Source organism: Streptomyces sp. NPDC027189 (assembly GCF_055566975.1).
This window is the reverse complement of the sequence record NZ_JBVHRI010000008.1, coordinates 374,578-397,784: the sequence shown is the minus strand read 5'-3', so window position 1 is coordinate 397,784 and position 23,207 is coordinate 374,578. Positions and strand designations below refer to the sequence as shown.

19 protein-coding genes and 1 pseudogene are annotated in these 23,207 nt (G+C 69.3%); 10 read left to right on the top strand and 10 right to left on the bottom strand.

The features are described from left to right. Positions 1–325 precede the first annotated feature (325 nt). From ACZ4RZ_RS22520 to thyX, 3 genes are all read right to left on the bottom strand, one after another. Positions 326–2,011, bottom strand: a complete 1,686-nt coding sequence (locus tag ACZ4RZ_RS22520) for a ribonuclease J (protein WP_467746964.1) — start codon at positions 2,009–2,011, stop codon at positions 326–328. A gap of 138 nt (positions 2,012–2,149) precedes the next feature. After that, the gene (gene dapA / locus ACZ4RZ_RS22515) at positions 2,150–3,049 is read right to left on the bottom strand and encodes a 4-hydroxy-tetrahydrodipicolinate synthase (protein WP_467746963.1); all 900 of its coding nucleotides are present in this window, start codon (positions 3,047–3,049) and stop codon (positions 2,150–2,152) included. A gap of 210 nt (positions 3,050–3,259) precedes the next feature. Beyond that, positions 3,260–4,000, bottom strand: a complete 741-nt coding sequence (gene thyX / locus ACZ4RZ_RS22510) for an FAD-dependent thymidylate synthase (RefSeq protein ID WP_467746962.1) — start codon at positions 3,998–4,000, stop codon at positions 3,260–3,262. 242 nt (positions 4,001–4,242) lie between these two features. Between thyX and ACZ4RZ_RS22505 the strand changes: the two genes are divergently transcribed. Both ACZ4RZ_RS22505 and ACZ4RZ_RS22500 read left to right on the top strand, forming a co-directional pair. Beyond that, positions 4,243–4,482 (top strand): hypothetical protein, encoded by a 240-nt coding sequence (locus ACZ4RZ_RS22505; protein WP_467746961.1) that lies wholly within the window; start codon positions 4,243–4,245, stop codon positions 4,480–4,482. Positions 4,483–4,604: 122 nt separating this feature from the next. Next, complete coding sequence (locus ACZ4RZ_RS22500) at positions 4,605–5,162, top strand: hypothetical protein (RefSeq protein ID WP_467746959.1); 558 nt, start codon at positions 4,605–4,607, stop codon at positions 5,160–5,162. A gap of 97 nt (positions 5,163–5,259) precedes the next feature. Here the strand turns inward: ACZ4RZ_RS22500 and ACZ4RZ_RS22495 are convergent, their stop codons facing one another. From ACZ4RZ_RS22495 to rpsO, 5 genes are all read right to left on the bottom strand, one after another. Continuing rightward, positions 5,260–5,712: a hypothetical protein gene (locus ACZ4RZ_RS22495; RefSeq protein ID WP_467746958.1), complete on the bottom strand. Its 453-nt coding sequence runs from the start codon at positions 5,710–5,712 to the stop codon at positions 5,260–5,262. Positions 5,713–5,744: 32 nt separating this feature from the next. Next, entirely contained in the window at positions 5,745–6,497 is a 753-nt protein-coding gene (gene dapB, locus ACZ4RZ_RS22490) for a 4-hydroxy-tetrahydrodipicolinate reductase (RefSeq protein ID WP_467746957.1), read from the bottom strand. Positions 6,498–6,543: 46 nt separating this feature from the next. Further along, entirely contained in the window at positions 6,544–7,923 is a 1,380-nt protein-coding gene (locus ACZ4RZ_RS22485; protein ID WP_467746955.1) for a M16 family metallopeptidase, read from the bottom strand. Then, positions 7,920–10,136, bottom strand: a complete 2,217-nt coding sequence (locus ACZ4RZ_RS22480; RefSeq protein ID WP_467746953.1) for a polyribonucleotide nucleotidyltransferase — start codon at positions 10,134–10,136, stop codon at positions 7,920–7,922. Before ACZ4RZ_RS22480 ends, ACZ4RZ_RS22485 begins: the two co-directional genes overlap by 4 nt. Before the next feature lie 363 nt (positions 10,137–10,499). Continuing rightward, on the bottom strand, positions 10,500–10,787 hold the full coding sequence (gene rpsO / locus ACZ4RZ_RS22475) for a 30S ribosomal protein S15 (RefSeq protein ID WP_030041128.1): 288 nt from the start codon (positions 10,785–10,787) through the stop codon (positions 10,500–10,502). 265 nt (positions 10,788–11,052) lie between these two features. Here rpsO and ACZ4RZ_RS22470 point away from each other — a divergent pair, with 265 nt between their 5' ends. Continuing rightward, a complete protein-coding gene (locus tag ACZ4RZ_RS22470) occupies positions 11,053–11,349 on the top strand; it encodes a DUF397 domain-containing protein (protein WP_467746951.1) in 297 nt (98 codons plus the stop codon). Positions 11,350–11,429: 80 nt separating this feature from the next. On the opposite strand, the gene ACZ4RZ_RS22465 is transcribed toward ACZ4RZ_RS22470, so the two are convergent. After that, entirely contained in the window at positions 11,430–12,911 is a 1,482-nt protein-coding gene (locus ACZ4RZ_RS22465; protein ID WP_467746949.1) for an outer membrane protein assembly factor BamB family protein, read from the bottom strand. 402 nt (positions 12,912–13,313) lie between these two features. Here ACZ4RZ_RS22465 and ACZ4RZ_RS22460 point away from each other — a divergent pair. Next, positions 13,314–13,394, top strand: a pseudogene (locus ACZ4RZ_RS22460) (SCO5717 family growth-regulating ATPase); the annotation flags it as partial. A gap of 314 nt (positions 13,395–13,708) precedes the next feature. On the opposite strand, the gene ACZ4RZ_RS22455 reads toward ACZ4RZ_RS22460, so the two are convergent. Further along, a complete protein-coding gene (locus tag ACZ4RZ_RS22455) occupies positions 13,709–13,834 on the bottom strand; it encodes a hypothetical protein (protein WP_467746984.1) in 126 nt (41 codons plus the stop codon). Here ACZ4RZ_RS22455 and ACZ4RZ_RS22450 point away from each other — a divergent pair. From ACZ4RZ_RS22450 to ACZ4RZ_RS22425, 6 genes are all read left to right on the top strand, one after another. After that, positions 13,833–16,904, top strand: a complete 3,072-nt coding sequence (locus ACZ4RZ_RS22450; protein WP_467746982.1) for a MinD/ParA family ATP-binding protein — start codon at positions 13,833–13,835, stop codon at positions 16,902–16,904. The genes ACZ4RZ_RS22455 and ACZ4RZ_RS22450 overlap by 2 nt on opposite strands. Before the next feature lie 315 nt (positions 16,905–17,219). Continuing rightward, positions 17,220–19,091 carry an ABC transporter substrate-binding protein gene (locus ACZ4RZ_RS22445; protein ID WP_467746947.1) on the top strand — a complete coding sequence of 624 codons (1,872 nt, stop codon included), beginning with the start codon at positions 17,220–17,222 and terminating at the stop codon, positions 19,089–19,091. Between the two features lie 67 nt (positions 19,092–19,158). After that, entirely contained in the window at positions 19,159–20,226 is a 1,068-nt protein-coding gene (locus ACZ4RZ_RS22440) for an ABC transporter permease (RefSeq protein WP_467746945.1), read from the top strand. Between the two features lie 23 nt (positions 20,227–20,249). After that, positions 20,250–21,188: an ABC transporter permease gene (locus tag ACZ4RZ_RS22435; protein ID WP_467746981.1), complete on the top strand. Its 939-nt coding sequence runs from the start codon at positions 20,250–20,252 to the stop codon at positions 21,186–21,188. Next, positions 21,185–22,162 (top strand): ABC transporter ATP-binding protein, encoded by a 978-nt coding sequence (locus ACZ4RZ_RS22430; protein ID WP_467746943.1) that lies wholly within the window; start codon positions 21,185–21,187, stop codon positions 22,160–22,162. The genes ACZ4RZ_RS22435 and ACZ4RZ_RS22430 overlap by 4 nt, the downstream gene beginning before the upstream one ends. Continuing rightward, positions 22,159–23,172, top strand: a complete 1,014-nt coding sequence (locus ACZ4RZ_RS22425) for an ABC transporter ATP-binding protein (protein WP_467746941.1) — start codon at positions 22,159–22,161, stop codon at positions 23,170–23,172. Before ACZ4RZ_RS22430 ends, ACZ4RZ_RS22425 begins: the two co-directional genes overlap by 4 nt. Positions 23,173–23,207: the final 35 nt, after the last annotated feature.

Sequence of the window (23,207 nt, the reverse complement as noted above, 5' to 3'; positions counted from 1 at the left end):
AAGGAACGGACGCTTCCTTTGTACTCACCCGAGAGACTCTCTCAGGCTTTCCTCCGGGCGCTTCCCTTCGGTCTTGCGTTTCCGACTCTATCAGATCGTTTTCCGGTCCGATTTCCTCGGTGCTTTCCAGGTTTCCGCTTCCGCGTTTCCCTTTCCGGCGGCTCCGACTTTATCAGAGATTCTGAGTCGGAATTTCCGTCCCGCTCGGGGTGTCCTGGCACACAGTTGTGCCGGGTTCCCGTTCAGGCGGAGCCGTAAACGTACTGGAGCGGGGCGCCTCGATGCAAATCGAGGCGCCCCGCTCCGGGTTGGCGCGTGCGAGGGGTCAGACCTCGACGACGACCGGGAGGATCATCGGGCGTCGACGGTAGTTGTCCGACACCCACTTGCCCAGCGTGCGCCGGATGAGTTGCTGCAGTTGGTGGGGCTCGACCACACCGTCCTGGGCCGAACGCTCCAGGACCTCCGTGACCCTCGGGATGACGTCGGCGAAGGCGGAGTCGTCAATGCCGGAGCCACGGGCGTGTACGTGCGGGCCACCCGTGATCTTGCCGGTGCTGGAGTCCACCACGACGAAGACCGAGATGATGCCCTCGTCGCCGAGGATCTTGCGGTCCTTGAGCGCGGGCTCGCCGACATCGCCGACCGAGAGGCCGTCGACGTACACGTATCCGGCCTGGACCTTGCCGGAGATCTTGGCCTTGCCCTCGACGAGGTCGACGACGACGCCATCCTCGGCGATCACGATGCGGTCGTGCGGGACGCCGGTGAGGGCGCCGAGCTCCGCATTGGCACGCAGGTGGCGCCATTCACCGTGGACCGGCATCAGGTTCCGCGGCTTGCAGATGTTGTAGAAGTACAGCAGCTCGCCCGCGGAGGCGTGGCCGGAGACGTGCACCTTGGCGTTGCCCTTGTGGACGACGTTGGCGCCCCAGCGGGTCAGTCCGTTGATGACGCGGTAGACCGCGTTCTCGTTGCCGGGGATCAGGGACGACGCCAGGATCACCGTGTCGCCCTGGACGATCCGGATCTGGTGGTCCCGGTTTGCCATCCTCGACAGTGCGGCCATCGGCTCGCCCTGGGAGCCCGTGCACACGAGCACGATCTCGTGGTCCGGGAGGTCGTCCAGTGTCTTGACGTCAACCACCAGGCCCGGCGGGACCTTCAGGTAGCCGAGATCCCGGGCGATACCCATGTTGCGGACCATCGAGCGGCCGACGAAGGCGACCCGGCGGCCGTACTCGTGCGCCGCGTCCAGGATCTGCTGGATGCGGTGGACGTGGCTGGCGAAGCTCGCCACGATGATCCGCTTGTGGGCGCCGGCGAAGACCTGGCGCAGCACGTTCGAGATGTCACGCTCGGGCGGCACAAAGCCCGGAACCTCGGCGTTCGTGGAGTCCGAGAGAAGGAGGTCGATGCCCTCCTCGCTCAGCCGTGCGAAGGCGTGCAGGTCCGTGAGACGGCGGTCCAGCGGGAGCTGGTCCATCTTGAAGTCGCCGGTGTGCACCGCCATGCCCGCGGGGGTGCGAATGGCGACCGCCAGCGCGTCCGGGATGGAGTGGTTGACCGCGACGAACTCGCAGTCGAAGGGGCCGATGCGCTCACGGTGGCCCTCTGCCACTTCGAGCGTGTAGGGACGGATGCGGTGCTCCTGGAGCTTCGCCTCGATGAGGGCGAGGGTCAGCTTGGAGCCGATCAGCGGGATGTCCGGCTTCTCGCGCAGGAGGAAGGGGACGCCGCCGATGTGGTCCTCGTGGCCATGGGTGAGGACGATGCCCTCGATGTCGTCGAGGCGGTCCCTGATGGACGTGAAGTCCGGCAGGATCAGGTCGATTCCGGGCTGCTCCTCCTCAGGGAAGAGCACTCCGCAGTCGACGATCAGGAGGCGGCCGCCGTATTCGAAGACCGTCATGTTCCGGCCGATTTCACCGAGGCCGCCGAGCGGGGTGACCCGCAGGCCGCCCTCGGGGAGCTTCGGCGGCGGGCCGAGTTCAGGATGCGGATGACTCAAAAGACTCTCCTCACCACGCGCGCCACGTACCTGGCAAGGCACGTGGCGCGCGTGACGTTCGTGCAGTAGCAGTTGTCTGTGTGGGGTGCAGGCCCGATGGCCTGCGTGGTCGTACGTATTCAGTTGTGAAGTCTGTGGTCAGAGCTCTACCCCGCCTGCGGCAAGATCGATCTTGAGCTGAGCGGTCTCCTCGGGCGACAGCTCGACCATCGGAGCGCGCAAGGGTCCGGCGGGCAGGCCCTGGAGGGCGAGTGCGGCCTTGGTCGTCATGACGCCCTGGGTGCGGAACATGCCGGTGAAGACGGGGAGCAGCTTCTGGTGGATCTCGGTGGCCTTCTGCACGTCGCCCGAGACGTACGCGTCGAGCATGGCGCGCAGCTCCGGGGTGACGACATGGCCCACGACGGAGACGAAGCCGACCGCGCCCACGGAGAGCAGCGGCAGGTTCAGCATGTCGTCGCCGGAGTACCAGGCGAGGCCGGAGCGGGCGATGGCCCAGCTGGCGCGGCCCAGGTCTCCCTTGGCGTCCTTGTTGGCGACGATACGCGGGTGCTCGGCCAGGCGCACCAGGGTTTCGGTGTTGATCGGTACGCCGCTGCGGCCGGGGATGTCGTAGAGCATCACCGGCAGTTCGGTCGCGTCGGCGATGGCCGTGAAGTGCCGGTACAGGCCCTCCTGCGGGGGCTTGTTGTAGTACGGCGTCACGGTGAGCAGGCCGTGCGCGCCGGTCTTCTCGGCGGCGCGGGCGAGCTCGATGCTGTGGTGGGTGTCGTTCGTGCCCACGCCGGCGACGATGTGGGCGCGGTCGCCGACCGCCTCCAGTACGGCTCGTACGAGATCCGATTTCTCCGCGTCGCTGGTGGTCGGGGACTCGCCGGTGGTGCCGTTGATGATCAGGCCGTCGTTGCCTGCGTCCACCAGGTGGGTGGCGAGCCGCTGAGCGCCGTCGAGGTCGAGTGCGCCGTCCGCCGTGAAGGGCGTGACCATGGCGGTGAGGACCCGCCCGAAGGGGGTCTGCGGAGTGGAGGTCGGAGCCATGGGTAACACGCTACTCGCTGCTCAAGGCGGGGTCTGCCCTTGGGGCAGGCGACAAGTCGTGACAAAAGTGGAGCCCGGCACTGCTTGCTCGGGGGTTCAAGCAGTGCCGGGTCCGTTTGATCAGGCTAGATGAACTTCTCGAAATGCCGCAATACGGACACTTCGCCCGGCTGATCCGTACATCTGTGCCGGATGGCGTGCGGAAGCTCGCTACGGCGCCACGCGCCCGTTGGCGTTGAAGGCCGCGTAGGTGAGCGGCATTAGCCTGGCCCACTCCGCCTCCATCTTCTCCCCGACCATCTCGATCTCGCGCTGCGGGAACGACGGGACCTTGGCCAGCTTGTGCTGGGTGCGCAGGCCGAGGAAATGCATCAGCGAGCGGGCATTGCACGTCGCGTACATCGACGAGAAGAGGCCGACCGGGAGGACGGCACGGGCCACCTCACGGGCTACGCCGGCCGCGAGCATTTCCTGGTACGCCTCGTACGCCTGTCGGTAGGAGTCCTCCATCACACGGCCCGTGAGCTCCTGCTGAGCCTGGGTGCCCTCGACGAAGACGTACTTGCCGGGGCGGCCCTCCTGGACCAGCTTGCGGGACTCGTCCGGGACGTAGAAGACGGGCTGGAGCTCCCGGTACCGGCCCGATTCCTCGTTGTACGACCAGCCCACGCGGTGCCGCATGAACTCGCGGAAGACGAAGATCGGGGCGCTGACGAAGAACGTCATCGAGTTGTGCTCGAAGGGGCTGCCGTGCCGGTCCCGCATGAGGTAGTTGATCAGGCCCTTGGAACGCTCCGGGTCCTTCTTCAGCTCGTCCAGGGACTGCTCCCCGGCGGTGGAGACACGGGCGGCGAACAGCACGTCGGCGTCGGACGCGGTGTGCTTGATCAGCTCGACGGTGACATCGCTGCGGAAGCTGGGCTTGAGGTCGTCGGCGGGGGTGTCGGTCACGGTTCGGAGGGTCCTTCCCATCACAGGCTCGGGCGGCGCCCACTCTACGGCCCGGCACTGACAACGGGGCGTTCGGTGCCTTGCCGCGACATTCATCGGCGAACTTCTGCGAATTCGGTGATTCTGGGCACCTCTTGGGGCATTCGCTCGTCTGTATTGGTGACGGCGACTTCGTTCGAGTCGCCGGTCGCCGGGCAGCAGACCCCTGCTCCCCTCCGAGTGTCCAGAGGAGAAGCAACCCCATGTTCCGTCGGCGCGAGCCTGTTCCGTTCGCCTTCATCGCCGAAGCCGACAAGTTCCGCAGCAATGTCACTCCCCCACCCCGCGAGCGCGCGTCCGCCGGACAGATAGCCGGTCGGTGGCTCATAGGCCTCACGGTGGTCGCGGGGCTCGCCGGCTCCCTGGTACTCGGCATGCCCGCCCTGTCACAGGACCAGTCACCTGCGACGACGCAGCATTCCGAGGCGTCCGACGGCCGCTGACTCTCCCCCGCTGCCCCAATGGTGTAGGGGCACCCCCATGGCCCCCCACGGGTGGTGAGCACGCACCCGGCTCGATAACCTCACCGGGCACAGCCCGTGAGTGGATTGAGTGAGGATCAGTCGTGCCCCTGCCCTTCCTGACGGCGGACCGCGCCTTTGACGAGGCGGCGGACGATTTCGCGCTGCCCTACGACGACCGTGACCGCTGGCGGCGTCCCTACCGACCCGGGCCGTGCCGGGTGGGCGCGGCCGCGCTCGTCCTGCTGCTCGCTTCGTATGTGCTCGTCGCCGCGGTGGCCATCGCCGTCGCCGGAACCCTGAACGCTGCCGCGGCCTGTCTGGCCGGGGCCGCGGTCGCCATACTCTGCGCGCTGCGGCTGCTGCGCGTGGGCGTGTGGGTGAGCGCGCGAGGGCTGCGGCGGGTGGGCTTCTTCCTCACCAGCACGACGCCGTGGGAGCGGGTCGTCACGGTGCGGACGGTGCAGCAGCCGGTGCGCTGGCTCGGGCTGCCGCGCACTGTTCAGGGGCAGGCGCTGGTCCTCGTACGCAGGAGTCGTGCGCCCGAGGATGTGCCGCCGCTGCTGACCACGCACAACGCCGATTTCCTGGGGCGTACGGAGGCCTTCGACCGCGCGGCGGACGCCATCGAGGTGTGGGCGGACGAGTATCGGCGGGGCTGAGACCCCGTACACCTACCACGGCGGGACGAGAAGGGCCGGTCCGCAGCGCGCGGACCGGCCCTTCTCCTGTGCCGTGCCATGGAGCCGCATACGGCTCTCAGGCCTCCAGGGACCTGCCCTCGCGCAGGGCGATGGCTCGCTGCATCGCCTTGCGGGCGCGCGGGGTGTCGCGGGCGTCGTGATAAGCGATCGCGAGGCGGAACCAGCTTCGCCAGTCGTCCGGCGCGTCCTCGGTCTCGGCCTTGCGCTTGGCGAAGACCTCGTCGGCCGAATCACGGTCGATGCGGCCACCGGCGGTACGTCTCAACTCGTCGACGGGCAGGCCGCCTTCGGCGTCCAGCTCGGCGGCAAGGCGATTGGCCTTCCGGACGAACTGGGTGTTCTTCCAGAGGAACCAGACGCCGATGACCGGCAGGATCAGCACCGCGACACCGAAGGTGACGGTGATCAGGGTGCCGTTCTGGATGAGCAGCACGCCGCGGCTGCCGACCAGGACGAAATAGACGACCAGGGCGGCGGCCGTGACGGCGTAAGTGATCTTCGCGCGCATGTCTGCCGGCTATCTGTTGTACGTCCCTCGGCTCAGCCGAGGTCCAGGAAGTTTTCCAGGCCGAAGGTGAGGCCCGGCGTGGTCACCACACGCCGCACGCCCAGCAGGATGCCCGGCATGAAGCTGCTGTGGTGGAGGGAGTCGTGGCGGATGGTGAGGGTCTCGCCCTCGCCGCCGAGCAGCACCTCCTGGTGGGCCAGCAGCCCGCGCAGGCGGACCGCGTGCACCGGGACACCGTCGACGTTCGCGCCGCGGGCGCCGTCCAGGGCGGTCACCGTGGCGTCGGGCTGCGGGGCACTGCCCGCGCGCGCCCGGGCCGCGGCGATGAGCTGGGCGGTGCGCGTGGCGGTGCCGCTGGGGGCGTCCACCTTGTTCGGGTGATGCAGCTCGACGACCTCGACGGACTCGAAGTACGGCGCGGCCACTTCGGCGAACTTCATCGTCAGTACGGCGCCGATGGAGAAGTTCGGGGCGATGAGCACGCCCGTCTCGGGCGAGGCGGCCAGTGACGTGTTGAGCTGCGCGAGGCGCTCGTCGGTCCAGCCCGTCGTGCCGACCACGGCGTGGATGCCGTGCCGTACGCAGAAGTCGAGGTTGCCCATGACCGAGCCGGGTGTGGTCAGTTCGACGACGACCTGGGCGCCGGCCTCGACCAGCGTCTCCAGCGTGTCGCCCCGGCCGAGCGCGGCCACCAGCTCCATGTCCTCGGCGACGTCGACGGCTCGTACCGCCTCGGATCCGATTCGGCCCTTGGCACCGAGGACCGCCACGCGCAGCTTGCTCATTGCTTCGTTCCTTACAGAGACCTTGCAGAGACCTTGCAGACAGGACTTACGCGACCGCGTCGTGCAGACGGGACGCCTGCTTGTCCTTGAGCGGGCCGATGACCGACAGCGAGGGCCGCTGTCCCAGGATGTCGCGGGCGACCGAGCGGACCTCGTCCGGGGTGACCGAGGCTATCCGGGCCAGCATGTCGTCGACGGACATCTGCTCGCCCCAGCACAGCTCGCTCTTGCCGATGCGGTTCATCAGTGCGCCGGTGTCCTCCAGGCCGAGGACGGTGGAGCCCTGGAGCTGGCCGATGGCGCGCCCGATCTCGTCATCCGACAGACCGTGCTCGGCGACCTGGTCGAGCTCGTCTCGGCAGAGCTTGAGCACGTCGTGGACCTGGCTCGGGCGGCAGCCCGCGTACACGCCGAAGAGGCCGCAGTCGGCGAAGCCCGAGGTGTACGAGTACACGCTGTAGGCCAGGCCGCGCTTCTCGCGGACCTCCTGGAAGAGGCGGGAGGACATGCCGCCGCCGAGGGCGGTGTTCAGGACGCCCAGCGCCCAGCGGCGGTCGTCGGTGCGGGCCAGGCCCGGCATGCCGAGGACGACGTGGGCCTGCTCCGTCTTGCGGCCGAGGAGCTCTACGCGGCCCGCGGTGCGGATGGCGCGCCGACCGTCGCGCGGGGCGAGCGGGATGGCGTCGGGGCCGCGCAGGGCGCCCGCCTTCTCGAAGGCGGCGCGGACCTGGCGTACGACCTTGTTGTGGTCGACGTTACCCGCGCAGGCCACGACCAGGTGCGTCGGGTCGTAGTGCTTCTTGTAGAAGCGGCGGATGCGGTCCGCGGTGAGGGCATTGACGGTGTCGACCGTGCCGAGGACCGGGCGGCCGAGCGGGGTGTCACCGAGCATCGTGTGCGCGAACAGGTCGTGCACACAGTCGCCCGGGTCGTCCTCGGTCATCGCGATCTCTTCGAGGATCGCGCCGCGCTCGACGTTCACGTCCTCTTCGACGATGAGCGAGCCGGTCAGCATGTCGCAGACGACGTCGATGGCCAGCGGCAGGTCGGTGTCGAGCACGCGCGCGTAGTAGCACGTGTACTCCTTCGCCGTGAACGCGTTCATCTCGCCGCCGACCGCGTCGATCGCCGAGGAGATGTCCAGCGCGCTACGCCGCGACGTGCCCTTGAAAAGCAGGTGCTCCAGGTAGTGCGTGGCGCCGTTCAGCGCCGGTGTCTCGTCGCGGGAGCCGACGTGCGCCCAGATACCGAAAGTGGCGGAGCGTACGGAGGGCAGGGTCTCGGTGACGATGCGCAGGCCACCGGGGAGGGTGGTCTTACGGACCGTACCGATGCCGTTCTGGCCCTTGATGAGGGTTTGGGTACGGGCGACGGCCCGCGCCTCCGAGGAGGTGCGGGCCGTCGCCGTGGAGCTACTAGACGTCACTTGTCGGTGTCGTCCTTCTTCTCGTCGTTCTCTTCACCCTCGATGACCGGGATCAGGGAGAGCTTGCCGCGGGAGTCGATCTCGGCGATCTCGACCTGGACCTTCTGGCCCACGCCGACGACGTCCTCGACGTTCTCCACGCGCTTGCCGCCGGCGAGCTTGCGGATCTGCGAGATGTGCAGCAGACCGTCCTTGCCCGGGAGCAGCGACACGAACGCCCCGAAGGTCGTCGTCTTCACGACGGTGCCCAGGTAGCGCTCGCCGACCTCCGGCATGGTCGGGTTGGCGATGCCGTTGATCGTGGCGCGGGCGGCCTCGGCGGCCGGGCCGTCGGCGGCACCGATGTAGATGGTGCCGTCGTCCTCGATCGTGATCTCGGCGCCGGTGTCCTCCTGGATCTGGTTGATCATCTTGCCCTTGGGGCCGATGACCTCACCGATCTTGTCCACGGGGATCTTGACGGTGATGATCCGCGGGGCGTTCGGGGACATCTCGTCCGGCGTGTCGATCGCTTCCATCATCACGTCGAGGATGTGGAGGCGGGCGTCGCGGGCCTGCTTGAGGGCCGCGGCCAGGACGGAGGCCGGGATGCCGTCCAGCTTGGTGTCGAGCTGGAGGGCGGTCACGAACTCCTTGGTGCCGGCGACCTTGAAGTCCATGTCGCCGAAGGCGTCCTCCGCACCGAGGATGTCGGTGAGGGCGACGTAGTGCGTCTGGCCGTCGATCTCCTGGGAGATCAGGCCCATGGCGATACCGGCGACGGGGGCCTTCAGCGGCACACCGGCGTTCAGCAGCGACATGGTGGAGGCGCAGACCGAGCCCATGGACGTCGAACCGTTGGAGCCGAGGGCCTCGGACACCTGACGGATCGCGTAGGGGAACTCCTCGCGGGTCGGCAGGACCGGCACGATCGCGCGCTCGGCGAGCGCGCCGTGGCCGATCTCGCGGCGCTTCGGGGAACCGACGCGGCCGGTCTCACCGACGGAGTAGGGCGGGAAGTTGTAGTTGTGCATGTAGCGCTTGCGGGTCACCGGGGAGAGGGTGTCCAGCTGCTGCTCCATGCGGAGCATGTTGAGGGTGGTGACGCCCAGGATCTGGGTCTCGCCACGCTCGAACAGCGCCGAGCCGTGCACGCGCGGGATGGCCTCGACCTCGGCGGCGAGCGTACGGATGTCCGTGACGCCGCGGCCGTCGATGCGGACCTTGTCCTTGATGACGCGCTCGCGGACCAGCTTCTTGGTCAGCGCACGGTACGCGGCGGAGATCTCCTTCTCGCGGCCCTCGAACTGCGGGAGCAGCTTCTCGGCGGCGATCTCCTTGACGCGGTCCAGCTCGGCCTCGCGGTCCTGCTTGCCGGCGATGGTGAGCGCCTGGGCGAGCTCGCTCTTGACCGCGGCGGTCAGGGCCTCCAGGACGTCGTCCTCGTAGTCGAGGAAGATCGGGAACTCGGCGGTCGGCTTGGCGGCCTTCGCGGCGAGGTCCGACTGCGCCTTGCACAGGACCTTGATGAAGGGCTTCGCGGCCTCGAGACCGGCGGCGACAACCTCCTCGGTCGGCGCCTCGGCGCCGCCCTTGACCAGCTGGATGGTCTTGTCGGTGGCCTCGGCCTCGACCATCATGATCGCGACGTCGCCGTCCTCCAGGACGCGACCGGCGACCACCATGTCGAAGACGGCGTCCTCGAGCTCGGTGTGCGTCGGGAACGCGACCCACTGGCCGTTGATCAGCGCGACGCGGACGCCGCCGACCGGGCCGGAGAAGGGCAGACCGGCCAGCTGCGTGGACGCGGAGGCGGCGTTGATCGCCACGACGTCGTACAGGTGGTCGGGGTTGAGCGCCATGATCGTGGCGACGACCTGGATCTCGTTGCGCAGGCCCTTCTTGAAGGACGGGCGCAGCGGGCGGTCGATCAGACGACAGGTGAGGACGGCGTCCTCGGAGGGACGGCCCTCGCGGCGGAAGAAGCTGCCGGGGATCTTGCCGGCGGCGTACATCCGCTCCTCGACGTCCACCGTGAGGGGGAAGAAGTCGAGCTGGTCCTTGGGCTTCTTGGAAGCGCTGGTGGCCGACAGCACCATGGTGTCGTCGTCCAGGTACGCCACGGCGGAGCCGGCGGCCTGCTTGGCCAGGCGGCCCGTCTCGAAGCGGATGGTGCGGGTGCCGAAGGATCCGTTGTCGATAACGGCCTCGGCGTAGTGGGTCTCGTTCTCCACTAGCGATATCTCCTCGTCTTCGTCCCGTCCTGCCCGTGTGGCAGGGGGACGGTGGCGGAGAGCGCTCCTTCTGGTGCGGGCCGGTCTTCGATCGAAGCACCCGGGGCTCGCAATCCCCCGGGGGCCACTACCGAGGACCGGCGGCGGCGAGGTGCGCTTCTCCTCGTTCATTGACGTGATGGGCCCCACCCGGCGGGTACGGCGTCATCACGCTCTGTCGTACGTGCTGTGTCCTGCGTATTGCGTTGTGCTACCACACTACAAAGCGTCAGTGACACTCCGCACGTACAGAGACGTACAGCGGCACGTACAGCAAAAGGAGCGGCTCCCCCGGATAGTGGGAACCGCTCCCTTCACGGCGTCTTACTTGGCGCCCGCCGCACCGCGGCGGATGCCCAGGCGGTCGACCAGCGCACGGAAGCGCTGGATGTCCTTCTTGGCCAGGTACTGCAGCAGGCGGCGACGCTGACCGACCAGGATCAGCAGACCACGGCGGGAGTGGTGGTCGTGCTTGTGGGTCTTGAGGTGCTCGGTCAGGTCCGAGATCCGGCGCGAGAGCATGGCAACCTGGACCTCGGGGGAGCCGGTGTCGCCCTCCTTGGTACCGAACTCGCTGATGATCTGCTTCTTCGTAGCGGCGTCGAGCGACACGCGTACTCCTCGTAGTCTCATGTGTGCCACCGAGTGCCCCTGGTCCACATCTCAGGGGAGCTTCCGTTACTCGGGAGGCGGGGATCCGCTGGGCGCGGCCTCCAGAGCGGTCAGCTCCGGGGGTGCGTACACAAACGGCCGTCACACAGGGTACCAGCCTGGACGGACGCGTCCGTCCGGGTCCCCGAACCTGCCGAACGGCGCGGACCAGGCCACTAGGGTGACCGCACAGGTCATTCGCACGTGGGGAAGGGGCCGCCGGAACATGGCCGAGGAAGCGGAGAAGGACGTCAAGGCGCGCAAGGAGCGGGAGAAGGACGAGCTCTACGCCCTCGACATCTCGGGCGTCGAATGGCACAGCGCGCCGGGCACGGAGCAGCACGAAGAGCGGGTCGAGATCGCGTATCTGCCCGAGGGCGCGGTGGCCATGCGTTCTTCCCTCGACCCGGACACGGTCCTCAGGTACACGGAGGCCGAGTGGCGGGCCTTCGTGCTCGGGGCCCGGGACGGGGAGTTCGATCTGGAGCCGGCGCCGCACAATGGCGGGCTCGCGACGGAGTAGCGGCAGAGTAGGAACGGCAGGGGCCGACGCGGACCTTTCCACGTCGGCCCTCAGCGTCTCAGTGCACGGGGCGATGCGTCTCAGTGCACGGGGGCGATGCCCACCGCGGCCGTCACCGGATCGTCGGGGGACGAGGCGGGTGCCGAGAGCTGACGGGGGGAGAAGAACGCCCGGCCGTGCTCGACGAGGATGTCGGACCACTCGGGGGTTTCCATGCGTGAGGCGTCGTCCGGCAGGTTGAAGAAGAGGAACGGTGTCTCCTTGCCGGTGGCGGGGTCGATGCTCACGATGGCGGCGGGGCCGATGTTGTCGGAACTCGGCCGGTAGACCAGGAGCTTGTCCCCGCTCATCTTCACGGGCCACAGCGGCTGCATCGGCCGTCCGTCGAACTTCCGCAGGGTCTTGCCCGTCTTGGCGTCGAAGCCCACGATCCAGTTCTCCGCCTGGTCGATGTCGCCGTCCGCCTTGCTCGCGACGAAGATCTGGCCGTTCCCCACGACCATCGCGTAGCAGTTCTCCATCACGCCGAAGTACTGCGTTCCGTCGAACGAGTCACCGCACATGGGGTCGAAGCGCCCGCCCCGCATGGAGATCGTGGCGCTGTGCCGGCCCTGGTCGTCGAGGGTGATCAGGTCGGTCACGCCGTAGTCCCCCGCTCCCACGGCCAGCACCGGCGGGTCGGAGGAGGGCATGTAGACGCCGGAGATGCCGTCCTTGAGCTTGTACGTCCACTGCGGCTTGCCCGTGCGAGGGTCGATCTTCTGCACCCGGTAGGCGTGCGTGGACTCCTCTCCGCACCGGAGCAGGACGAGCAGGTTGCGGCCGCCCGCGAAGCCGACGTCCTCGCACGTGGAGACGTCGGTGCTCTTCCAGAGCTGCTTGCCATGGCTCATGTCGTAGGCCACGGAGCCGTTGCCCCACGCCACCGCGACCGTGCCGCGCGTCATGCTCAGATTCGTGTTCGTCACATACGCGGTCTTCGCGTCGGGCATCGTCGCGGTCCACAGCTTCTTGCCGGTGTCGAGGTCGAAGAACACCACCTCGTCACAGATGCCCGCGTCCTTGGTGCCCTTGCGCTTGTACGGCTGGACGACGACGGCGGTCCGGCCGTCCGCGGTGACGTGCTTGGTCGTCGCGCAGATGTGGCCGTCCAGCTTGATGCTCCAAGCCGCCTCGTCCACACCGAACTTGAACCCCGTGATGGTGTTCTTGATGCCCTTGGCGAAGATCGTGTCGGTCGCCCAGGTGCCGGGCGCGTACCGGGTCTCGTCGTCCTTGAACTTCTCCTCGTCGAAGTCGATGACGAGTTCGCCCTCGGGCGTGCTCGGCAGCTTCTCGACCGTCTCCCTGATCTCGTCCGGGGCCTGCGGGGCGGCCACCGGCTTGTTGTTCGCCGGGGTTTCGTCACCGGTTGCGTACATCAGAAGCCACCCGCCCGCGCACAGCACCACGACGAGTACGGCGGCCACGACGCCGAACAGTTTCGTGCGGCGCTTTCTTCGCTCGCTGTCCGCCGCCAACGCGGATTGGGTGTACGGGGATGGGGGCGGGCCGAAGCTCACGCGCTCGGGTCCTTTCGGTGAGAGCCGGTCGGTCTCGGAGGAGCCCTCTACTATGCATGGCCCTTGATCGTGTACATGCCGGGGGCAACGCGACTGTCTTGATGGCTTCGTTTGTCCGCTTTGGGGCTCAATAGTGAGCGTGCGTACGCCACTTCTGGGCAGGGTGTGACGTAGCGGGCAGCCACGGTGGGGTGGACAGGCCTGCCGGAGTGACAGTCATGGTGATTAGGCTGGGACCGGGCGCGACGCCAGAACCCGGGAACGGGCCGCCCGCGTCCCAGGGGGAGCCGGGTCAATTCGGACGACCTCGAACGACTTCGGACGACTACGGGCGTCTACGGACGACAAGAAAACGGTCGCCCCGGCACGGCTTGAGGGTGCTCGACCACACCAGGAGGAATTGTGAACAGCGATCGGGACGGGATCCGCGGGGGCTGGGCCACACCCGGCGATGACCAGTCCGACGCGGAGTCCGCCGTCGAGACGACGGGCGAGTTCACCATCGACTACGCGCCGCCTGCCTGGTACACGCAGAACGCGTCGGGGAGTTCGGGGGAGCCGGACTCGGAATCCGGGGCGGTTTCGGGGACTTCGGAGGCCTCGACCGCCTCGACGGCTTCAGAGCCTGCGGGCGCTTCGGCTTCGGATGCGCCTGCCGCGCCGCCGGTGGGGAGTCCGGTTGCGGTGCCCAGGCTGCCGGTTGGTAGTGGGTTCGAGCCGGAGGTCGCGAAGCCGGAGGCTCCTGCCGCGGACGCCGGGAGCCCGACGGCTGTGCCGAGCTTTCCCGTGGGTGGGTTTCAGGCCCAGTGGACTCCTTCCGCTCCTCCGGCCGCGCCGGTCCCTCCTGTCGCGCCCGTCGCGCCGGCCGCCGCTGCTGACGAGGCGGAGCCGGAGAACGGGGACTTGGAGAGTGGCGCGACCATGCGGATCTCCTCTGTCCCGCTGAAGCGTGAGATCGCGGAGCGGGCGGCTGCGGCGTCGGAGGACGCGGAGGCGGAGACGGAGACGGAGACGGAGACAACGGCGGAGACATCGGCGGAAGCCGAAGTCGAGGCCGCGCGCGGGGCCGAGGCCGATGCCTATGCCGAGCCCGAGGCCCCGGTCGAGACCGAAGCCGTGGCCGCGCCTACTCCCGTGCCCGCGCCTGATCCCGTGGCCCTGTACCAGTCGCTGGAGGCTTCCTCGAACGGCGACGACGCAGACGTCGAGGCGGAAGCAGCCGCGGCCGAGGCCGAAGTGGCCTCCCCCGGTGCGGATTCCGCTGAGGGGCCGAGCGATGCCTCCGACGAGGAGAGCGTCGCCGACGTCGTGGAGCTGCGGCGCGCGGACGACGGCGGTGCTGCGGATGCGATGGATGCCGCGGACGCGGCCGACGCGGCCGACGCGGTCAGCGGCGCCGAGCCGCGGGACGATGTCAGTGATGCGGTGCCGCCGCAGGCCGAATCCAGCCATGCGGTGCCTTCGCCGACCGCCGAGCCGGAGGATGCCGAACCCCGGGACAGCGAGCCTCAGGACGCCGTGCCCCAAGAGGGCGAGCCCCAGGACGCCGTGCCCATGGCCGGGCCGGACGCACCCGAGGCCGTGCAGGACGCACCCCCGGCCTGGGCTCCGCCGCCGCTGCCGCAGGGTGGGCTGCCGCCGTTGCCGCCCGCGTATCAGCCCGCGGCGCCCGCTCCCGCGGCCCAGTGGCCGGCGTCCACGCAGCCGATGTCGGCCGAGCCCGCGCAGCCGCAAGTGCCGCCGCAGGCTCAGCCGCCCGCACCGGCGCCGGGCCAGCCGTTCCAGCCGGCGGCACCACAGCCCGGCCAGCCCTTCCAGCCTCCCGCACCCCAGCCTCCGGCTCCGGCGTGGCCCGCCTCCCCCAGCGCCCCTGTCTCCGCGGGTCCGGCGCAGGGACCCGTGCCGGTGCCCCCGCCCGCCGCCGAGAACCCCGTTCCGGCCCCGCCGCAGGCTCCGCATGCGGCGCTTCCGGCGCCAGCGCAGCAGGGGAGTTACGGGTTCCCGCAACCGGGCACCCCGACGCCGAACCCCACGCCGCAAGGCAGCTACGGATTCCCACAGCCCGGCGCGCCTGCCCCCGCTCCGGCCGCCGAGGCTCCGGCACCTGCGCAGCAGGGGAGTTACGGGTTCCCGCAACCGGGCACCCCGGCGACGAACCCCACGCCGCAAGGCAGCTACGGATTCCCCCAGCCCGGCGCCCCTGCCCTCGCTCCGACGCCCGCCCCCGCTCCGGCCGCCGAGGCTCCGGCACCTGCACCGCAAGGCAGCTACGGCTTCCCCCAGCCCAGCACCCCGACGCCGAACCCCACGCCGCAAGGCAGCTACGGATTCCCGCAGCCCGGCGCCCCGGCTCCGGCCAACCCGCCCGCCCAGGGCCCGGGTTACGGATTCCCCCAGCCCACGACGCCGCCGGCGAACCCCGTGGCTCCGCAGGCCCCCGCCCCGCAGCAGGGGTACGGATTCCCGCCCCCGGCGCCGCAGGCGCCCAACGCCCCCGTACCGCAGCCTGGTTACGACCTCCCCCAGCCGCCCCCGGCCCCCACGCAGTCGGCCGCGCCCACCCCGGCGCAGCCGCCGCTCCCCTCGGCGCAGGTGGCCCCGCCGTACCCCCAGCAGGCTCAGCCGCAGCCCGAGCAGCAGCGGGCCGCGCCCGTCGACCCCCGGGCCGGAGCCGCCTGGCCGCAGCCCGTGCAGCATGACCAGCGGCAGCCCACCAACCCCGGTGCCGCCCCGCTCGGATACACCGCGGCGGTCGAGCTCTCCTCCGACCGGCTGCTCAACAACAAGAAGCAGAAGGCCAAGAGCGGTCGCCCGGCTGCCGCGTCGTCGCGGTTCAAGCTCGGCGGAAAGAAGGAGGAGGCCGAGCGGCAGCGGAAGCTGGAGCTGATCCGGACACCGGTGCTCTCGTGCTACCGAATCGCCGTGATCAGCCTCAAGGGTGGCGTGGGCAAGACGACCACGACCACCGCGCTCGGCGCCACGCTCGCCAGTGAGCGGCAGGACAAGATCCTCGCGATCGACGCCAACCCGGACGCGGGCACGCTCGGCCGCCGAGTGCGCCGCGAGACCGGGGCCACCATCCGTGACCTCGTCCAGGCGATCCCGTACCTCAACTCGTACATGGACATCCGGCGGTTCACCTCCCAGGCCCCGTCGGGGCTGGAGATCATCGCCAACGACGTCGATCCGGCGGTGTCCACCACCTTCAACGACGAGGACTACCGGCGCGCTATCGATGTCCTGGGCAAGCAGTACCCGATCATCCTGACCGACTCGGGTACGGGTCTGCTGTACAGCGCCATGCGCGGTGTGCTCGACCTCGCCGACCAGCTCATCATCATCTCGACGCCGTCGGTCGACGGTGCGAGCAGCGCCAGTACGACGCTGGACTGGCTGTCGGCGCACGGGTACGCGGATCTGGTCTCGCGCTCCATAACCGTCATCTCCGGAGTGCGCGAGACCGGCAAGATGATCAAGGTGGAGGACATCGTCAGCCACTTCGAGACGCGCTGCCGCGGTGTCGTGGTCGTGCCGTTCGACGAGCACCTGGCGGCCGGTGCCGAGGTCGACCTCGACATGATGCGGCCCAAGGTGCGGGAGGCGTACTTCAACCTCTCCGCGATGGTGGCCGAGGACATCGCACGGCACCAGCAGTCGCACGGGCTGTGGACCAACGACGGCAACCCGCCGCCGGTGGCCGCCCCGCCGATGCCGGGTCAGTACGTTCCGGGACAACCGGTCCCCGGGCAGCAGCCGGTCCCCGGCCATCCCGCTCCGGGGCAGGCCCCGCAGCAGCCGCAGCCCGGGCAGCCGCACGCCCAGCCCGGACAGCCCTACCCCCAGCCGGGCCAGCCCTACGCGCAGCCCGGGCAGGCATACCCCCAGCAGCCTCCGCAGGCGCAGCCCGAGCCCGGACAGCCGTTCCAGCCGGGCCAGCCGTATCAGCCGAACCAGGGCCAGACCCCGCCCCCGCCGGCACCCCCTCAGCAGTAACCCGATCGGCCCCTTCCGAGGAGCCGATTACCGCCCGGGCCCGCACCGTCTCCGTACGGTGCGGGCCCTTGGCGTATCCATGGGCGTTTCGAGCCGTCAGGCCATCACCTGGGGGGCTTCACCGGTCTGAACCAATGAGCGAAAAATACGCGTCAACTCGTTATTTCCGCAGGCCACATGGGGTTCACGCGCCGTTGACGCGTGCAGACCGCCGCTGATAGACACACAGATCAATCCCGCCGGCGTCACCAGTCACCCGATCAAGTAGTTCAACAAGCCATCCCCGTGCGAGCGATGACGCGAGGTCACCGACCCATGAACACACAAGATCAACACGCCAGAAGGCGCCCGCGCCTCCGTCTCAGGACCGGGACCCGGCTCCCCCGGCTGATCGCCGTCGCCGGCGCCGCCGCGCTCACCCTCACCGCCGGTCTCGCGACCCCGCTCAACCCGGCTCCCGAGCAGGCCCAGGCCAAGGAGAGCAAGAAGGTCCTCACCGTCGCGGTCGCGCAGAGCGTCGACTCGCTGAGCCCGTTCCTGGCGACGCGGCTGGTCAGTACGAGCATTCACCGGCTCATGTACGAGTACTTGACCAACTACGACCCGGCGGACAACCACGCGATCCCGGGCCTCGCCACCAAGTGGGAGCCCTCCGCCGACAAGCTGACCTGGACCTACACGATCCGCTCCAACTCCAAGTGGTCGGACGGTCAGCAGGCCACCGCCGAGGACGCGGCGTGGACGTTCAACAAGATGATGACCGACGAGGGCGCCGCCACCGCCAACGGCAGCTTCGTCACCAACTTCAAGAAGGTCACGGCCCCCAGCGCCACCAAGCTCGTCATCGAGCTGAAGAAGCCGCAGGCCACGATGGCCGCCCTCGACGTGCCGATCGTGCCCAAGCACGTCTGGGAGAAGGTCGGCGACTTCTCGAAGTTCAACAACGACAAGAACTTCCCCATCGTCGGCAATGGGCCGTTCATTCTGACCGACTACAAGGCGGACAGCTACGTACGCCTGAAGCCCAACAAGAGCTTCTGGCGGGGGGCTCCGAAGTTCGACGAGCTGGTCTTCAAGTACTACAAGGACGGTGACGCGGCGGTCGCGGCCCTGCAGAAGGGCGAGGTGTCCTTCGTCTCCGGCCTGACGCCCGCTCAGTCGGCCGCTCTCAAGAGCCAGCACAACATCAAGGTCAACGACGCCCCCGGCCGCCGCTTCTACGCCCTGGCCACCAACCCCGGTGCCCAGGCCAAGGACGGCAAGCATTTCGGTGACGGCGCCGAGTCGCTGCTCGACCAGAAGGTGCGCCAGGCGCTCTTCATGGCGATCGACCGCGAGACCCTCGTCGACAAGGTCTTCCAGGGGCACGCCGTCGAGGGCGAGGGCTACATCCCGCCGCGCTTCTCGCCGTACTTCTGGAAGCCGTCGGCGAGCCAGCAGCTGTCGTACGACCCTGCCAAGGCGGCCCAACTCCTCGACCGGGCGGGCTACAAGAAGAACGGCGACGGCAAGCGCGTCGAGAAGAACGGCAAGCCGATCAACTACCGGATCCTGTGCCATGCCACCGACCCGAACGACAAGGCGGTCGGACAGTACCTGAAGGAGTGGTTCGGCAAGCTCGGCATCGGTGTCACGCTCAACTGCCTGGACAACGTGACCGACCCGTGGCTGGCGGGCAAGTACGACCTCGCGTTCGACGGCTGGTCCGTCAACCCGGACCCCGACTTCGTCCTGTCCATCCACACCTGCGCGGCACTGCCCGCCACCCCCAAGGACACCGGGGCGACCGACAACTTCGTCTGCGACAAGAAGTACGACGAGCTGTACGACCAGCAGCTCGCCGAGTACGACACGGCCAAGAGGGCGGACATCGTCAAGCAGATGGAGTCGCGGCTGTACGACACCGGGTACATGAACGTCATGGCGTACCCGAACGCGGTCGAGGCCTATCGCACCGACCAGATCAAGTCGATCGAGACGATGCCGAAGGCCGCGGGCAACATCTACGGGCAGGACGGGTACTGGAGCTGGTGGTCGGCGGTTCCGGCGGGGTCCTCCGGTGAGTCCTCCGACAGTTCGAGCTCGTCGGGCGTCATCATCGGCATCGTCGCGGGCGTCGTCGTCCTCGCGGGCGTCGGGGTGTTCTTCGCGATGCGCCGACGCTCGACGGCCGAGGACCGTGAGTAGCGCACGCATCGGCCCCGAGCCTGAAGACCAGGGGCACCCCATGGACGTACGAGCGAATGAGTAGTTCATGACCGCTGAGGCAACACCCTCGCTGGTCGAGGCGACCGGCGGTCCGGCGGAGGCCGGACCGCCGGTCCGCGGGCCACGGGCGCGCACCCGTACCGCGTATCTGCGGTACGTGGCGGGCAAGTTGGGCGGTGCGGCCGTCTCACTGCTCGCCGTCCTCGTCACCAGTTTCTTCCTCTTCCGTCTCATCCCCGGCGACCCGGTCAAGTACATGACGGGCGGCCGTCAGGTGTCCGCCGAGCAACTCGCCAACTACCGCAAGGAGTTCGGGCTGGACCTGCCGATGTGGGAGCAGTTCACGGACTACTGCGGCAAGGCGCTCACCGGCGACCTCGGCACCTCGTACCAGTTCCGCGCCCCCGTCATCGACAAGATCACCGAGGCCCTGCCGAACACGCTTCTCCTCACCGGCACGGCGTTCGTCCTCTACACCGCGCTCGGCATCTTCATCGGCACGCGCTCCGCCTGGCGCAACGGCGGGCTGAGCGACCGGCTCAACACCGGTCTGGCGCTGACCCTTTACTCGATTCCGTCGTTCTGGCTCGGGCTGCTGCTCATCATCGTCTTCTCGGTGGGCATGGGGCCGGTCCCCGGTCTCTTCCCGACCGGCGGCATGGAGTCGGGGGGCAAGGAGGGCTTCGCGTACGTCATGGATGTCGCCCACCACCTCGTCCTCCCGGTGGTCACCCTGGTCGCGGTCGAGTACGGGCAGACGCTGCTCGTCACGCGCTCGGCGCTGCTGGACGAGATGGGCAGCGACTATCTGACGACGGCCCGGGCGAAGGGCCTGCGGGACGATCTCGTACGCCGTCGGCATGCCGTGCCGAACGCGCTGCTGCCGACGGTCACGCTGATCTTCATCAACCTCGGCCGGACGGTCGCCGGGGTGATCCTCGTCGAGACCGTCTTCTCCTGGCCGGGCCTCGGCGGGCTCTTCTACCAGGCGCTGAGCGTGCCCGATCTGCCGCTGGTGCAGGGGCTGTTCTTCGTCTTTGCGGCGGCGGTGATCGTGATGAACACGCTGGCCGATCTGATCTATCCGCTGCTGGACCCCCGGGTGGGCCGATGACCACGACCGAGTCGGACGGGCCGATGACAACCGAATCCACGGCGGCCGAGCAGGCCGCGCCGGCGACGGCGAAGAGCCCCCGCGCTCTCGCCCGGCAGCGCCGCCGCCATTCCGCCGCCCGCTTCTGGAAGCAGTACCGCACCCACCGGGCCGGCGTCTTCGGGCTCGCCGCCCTCGGCCTCTTCGCGCTCATCGCGCTGACCGCGCCGCTGACCGTCGGCTCCGACGTGCAGAGCGTGACCAACGCGCCGGGTGATCCCATGGAGAGTCCGAGCGCCGAATTCCCGCTGGGCACCGACCAGTTCGGGCGCAATCTGCTCGGGCTCGTGGTGTGGGGTGCCCGGGTCTCGCTGCTGGTCGGACTGCTCGCGGCCGTGCTATCCGTCGCGATCGGCGCGCTCATCGGGATCACCGCCGGGCACTTCCGCGGCTGGTACGCGACCGTGATGATGCGGATCACGGACTGGTTCCTGGTCATGCCGACCCTGGTCCTCGCGATCGCGCTGGCGACCGTGATGACCCGGTCGCTCGGCACGATCATCCTGGCGATCGGCGTCACGACCTGGCCGACGACGGCCCGGCTGGTGCGGGCGCAGACCCTCGCGGTCGAGTCGCGGCCGTACATCGAGCGGGCCAAGGCGCTCGGCGGCGGGCACTGGCACATCATGTCCCGCCACGTCCTGCCCAACGTCATGCCGCTGGTGCTGGCCCAGACGACCCTGATCATCTCCTCCGCGATCCTCGCCGAGGCGACGCTCGCGTTCCTCGGGCTGGGCGACCCGACGGTGGTGTCATGGGGCGGGCTGCTCCAGGACGCGCGGGAGGCGGGTGCGGTCAGCGCGGGCAAGTGGTGGTATCTGGTGCCGCCGGGAGTCGCGATCGCGGTGGTCGCGCTGGCGTTCACGTTGTGCGGGCGCGCGGTCGAGTCGGTTCTCAACCCCAAGCTGGGGGTGGCACGTTGACGCTCCTGGAGGTCAGGAACCTCGAAGTGACGTACGCGGGCGGGGCAGCCGCCGTGCGCGGCGTGGACCTCTCGCTCGACGCCGGCCAGAAGCTCGGCATCGCCGGCGAGTCCGGCTGCGGCAAGTCCACGCTGGCGCTCGCGCTGCTGCGGCTGCTGCCCGCGGGCACGCGCACGAGCGGGGAGATCCTGCTCGACGGCGAGGACGTGCTCAGGATGAAGTGGGGGCGCGTGCGGGCGGTGCGCTGGGCCGGCGCCTCGATCGTCTTCCAGGGCGCGATGCACTCACTGAACGCCGTACACCGCATCGGCGACCAGATCGCCGAGCCGATCCTGCTGCACAGGAAGGCGACCCCGGCGGGCGCGAAGAAGAAGACCGGCGAGCTGCTCGAACACGTCGGCCTGCCCGCCGCCCGTGCGGACGCCTACCCGCACGAACTCTCCGGCGGGCAGCGCCAACGCGTCATGATCGCCATGGCGCTGGCCTGCGACCCGCGGCTGGTCATCGCCGACGAACCGACCACAGCGCTCGACGTGATGATCCAGGCGCAGATCCTCCGGCTGATCGAACAGCTCGTCACCGAGCAGGAGTTGGGCCTGATCATGATCAGCCACGACCTCGCGGTACTGGCCGACACCTGCGACCGGCTCGCGGTGATGTACGCGGGCCGCGTCGTCGAGGAGGGTCCCGCCCAGCAGGTGTACGAGGATGCCCAACACCCTTACGGCAAGGCCCTGTCGGCCGCCTTCCCGCGCATCGGCGACACGGCGTCGCGGTTCGCGCCGCGCGGGCTGCCGGGCGACCCGCCGGATCCGTCGGCGCTGCCGTCCGGCTGCACGTTCCACCCCCGGTGTCCGGTGGCGCTGGAGTCGTGCGTGACCGAGGACCAGGCGCTGCACGACGCGGGAGCGGAACGGTGGGCGGCCTGTGTGCACGTAGGGGCCCCGGTCCCGGACGCGAGGAGCACCGTATGACGACACCACCGCTTCTCGGCGCCGAGGGGACACCGCCGCTCCTGAGCGCCGAGGGGCTGCACGTCACCTTCCCCGGCCGCCACGGCGCCGCCCGGGCCCGTGCCGTCGACGGCGTCGACCTCGACATCCGGCCCGGCGAGATCGTCGCGCTGGTCGGCGAGTCGGGCTGCGGCAAGACGACACTCGCCCGCTCCCTCCTCGGACTCGTCCCACCGACCGGCGGCCGCGTCACCTTCGACGGCAAGCCGCTCGACTACTCCTCACGCGCCCTGAAGGCGTACCGCAAGCGCGTCCAGCTGGTCCTCCAGGACCCCAGTGGCTCGCTCAACCCCCGGCACACGGTGTACGACGCGGTGGCCGAGGGCCTGCGTATCCACGGGTACGGCGGCGACGAGCGGGCGGCGGTGGCGGAGGCCTTGTCCCGGGCGGGGCTGCGCCCCCCGGAGCGCTTCTTCCTCCGCTATCCGCACGAGCTGTCCGGAGGCCAGCGCCAGCGCGTCGTCATCGCGGGCGCCCTGGTCCTGGAACCCGAACTCATCGTCGCCGACGAGCCGGTGGCCTCCCTCGACGCATCGGTACGCGGCGAGATCCTCGCCCTGCTCCTGCGGCTGCGCGCCGAACTCGGCCTGTCCGCACTGGTGGTGACCCACGACCTGGGCCTGGCCTGGAACATCGCCGACCGCGTCGCGGTGATGTACCTCGGCCGGATCGTGGAGACGGGCGAGGTCGAACAGGTTCTGACGGCACCCCGACACCCGTACACCCAGGCCCTGTTGTCCGTTCTCCCCGAGGCTCCGGGCGATCCGGTCGTCCTGACCGGCGAACCCCCGGACCCGTCCCGCATCCCGACCGGTTGCCGCTTCCACGCCCGCTGCCAGATCCTCGCGAGCGGGGAGGCGGAGCGGGCGGGCGTCGCGCACGCGTGCCGGAGCCAGGACTTGGAGGTGCTCGGCGGGGGCGGCGGGACGCAGGTGGCGTGCCACTGGGCGAGGGCGCGGGTCACCATGTGAGAGGGGCGCCCGATGCTGTCACCAGCACCGGGCGC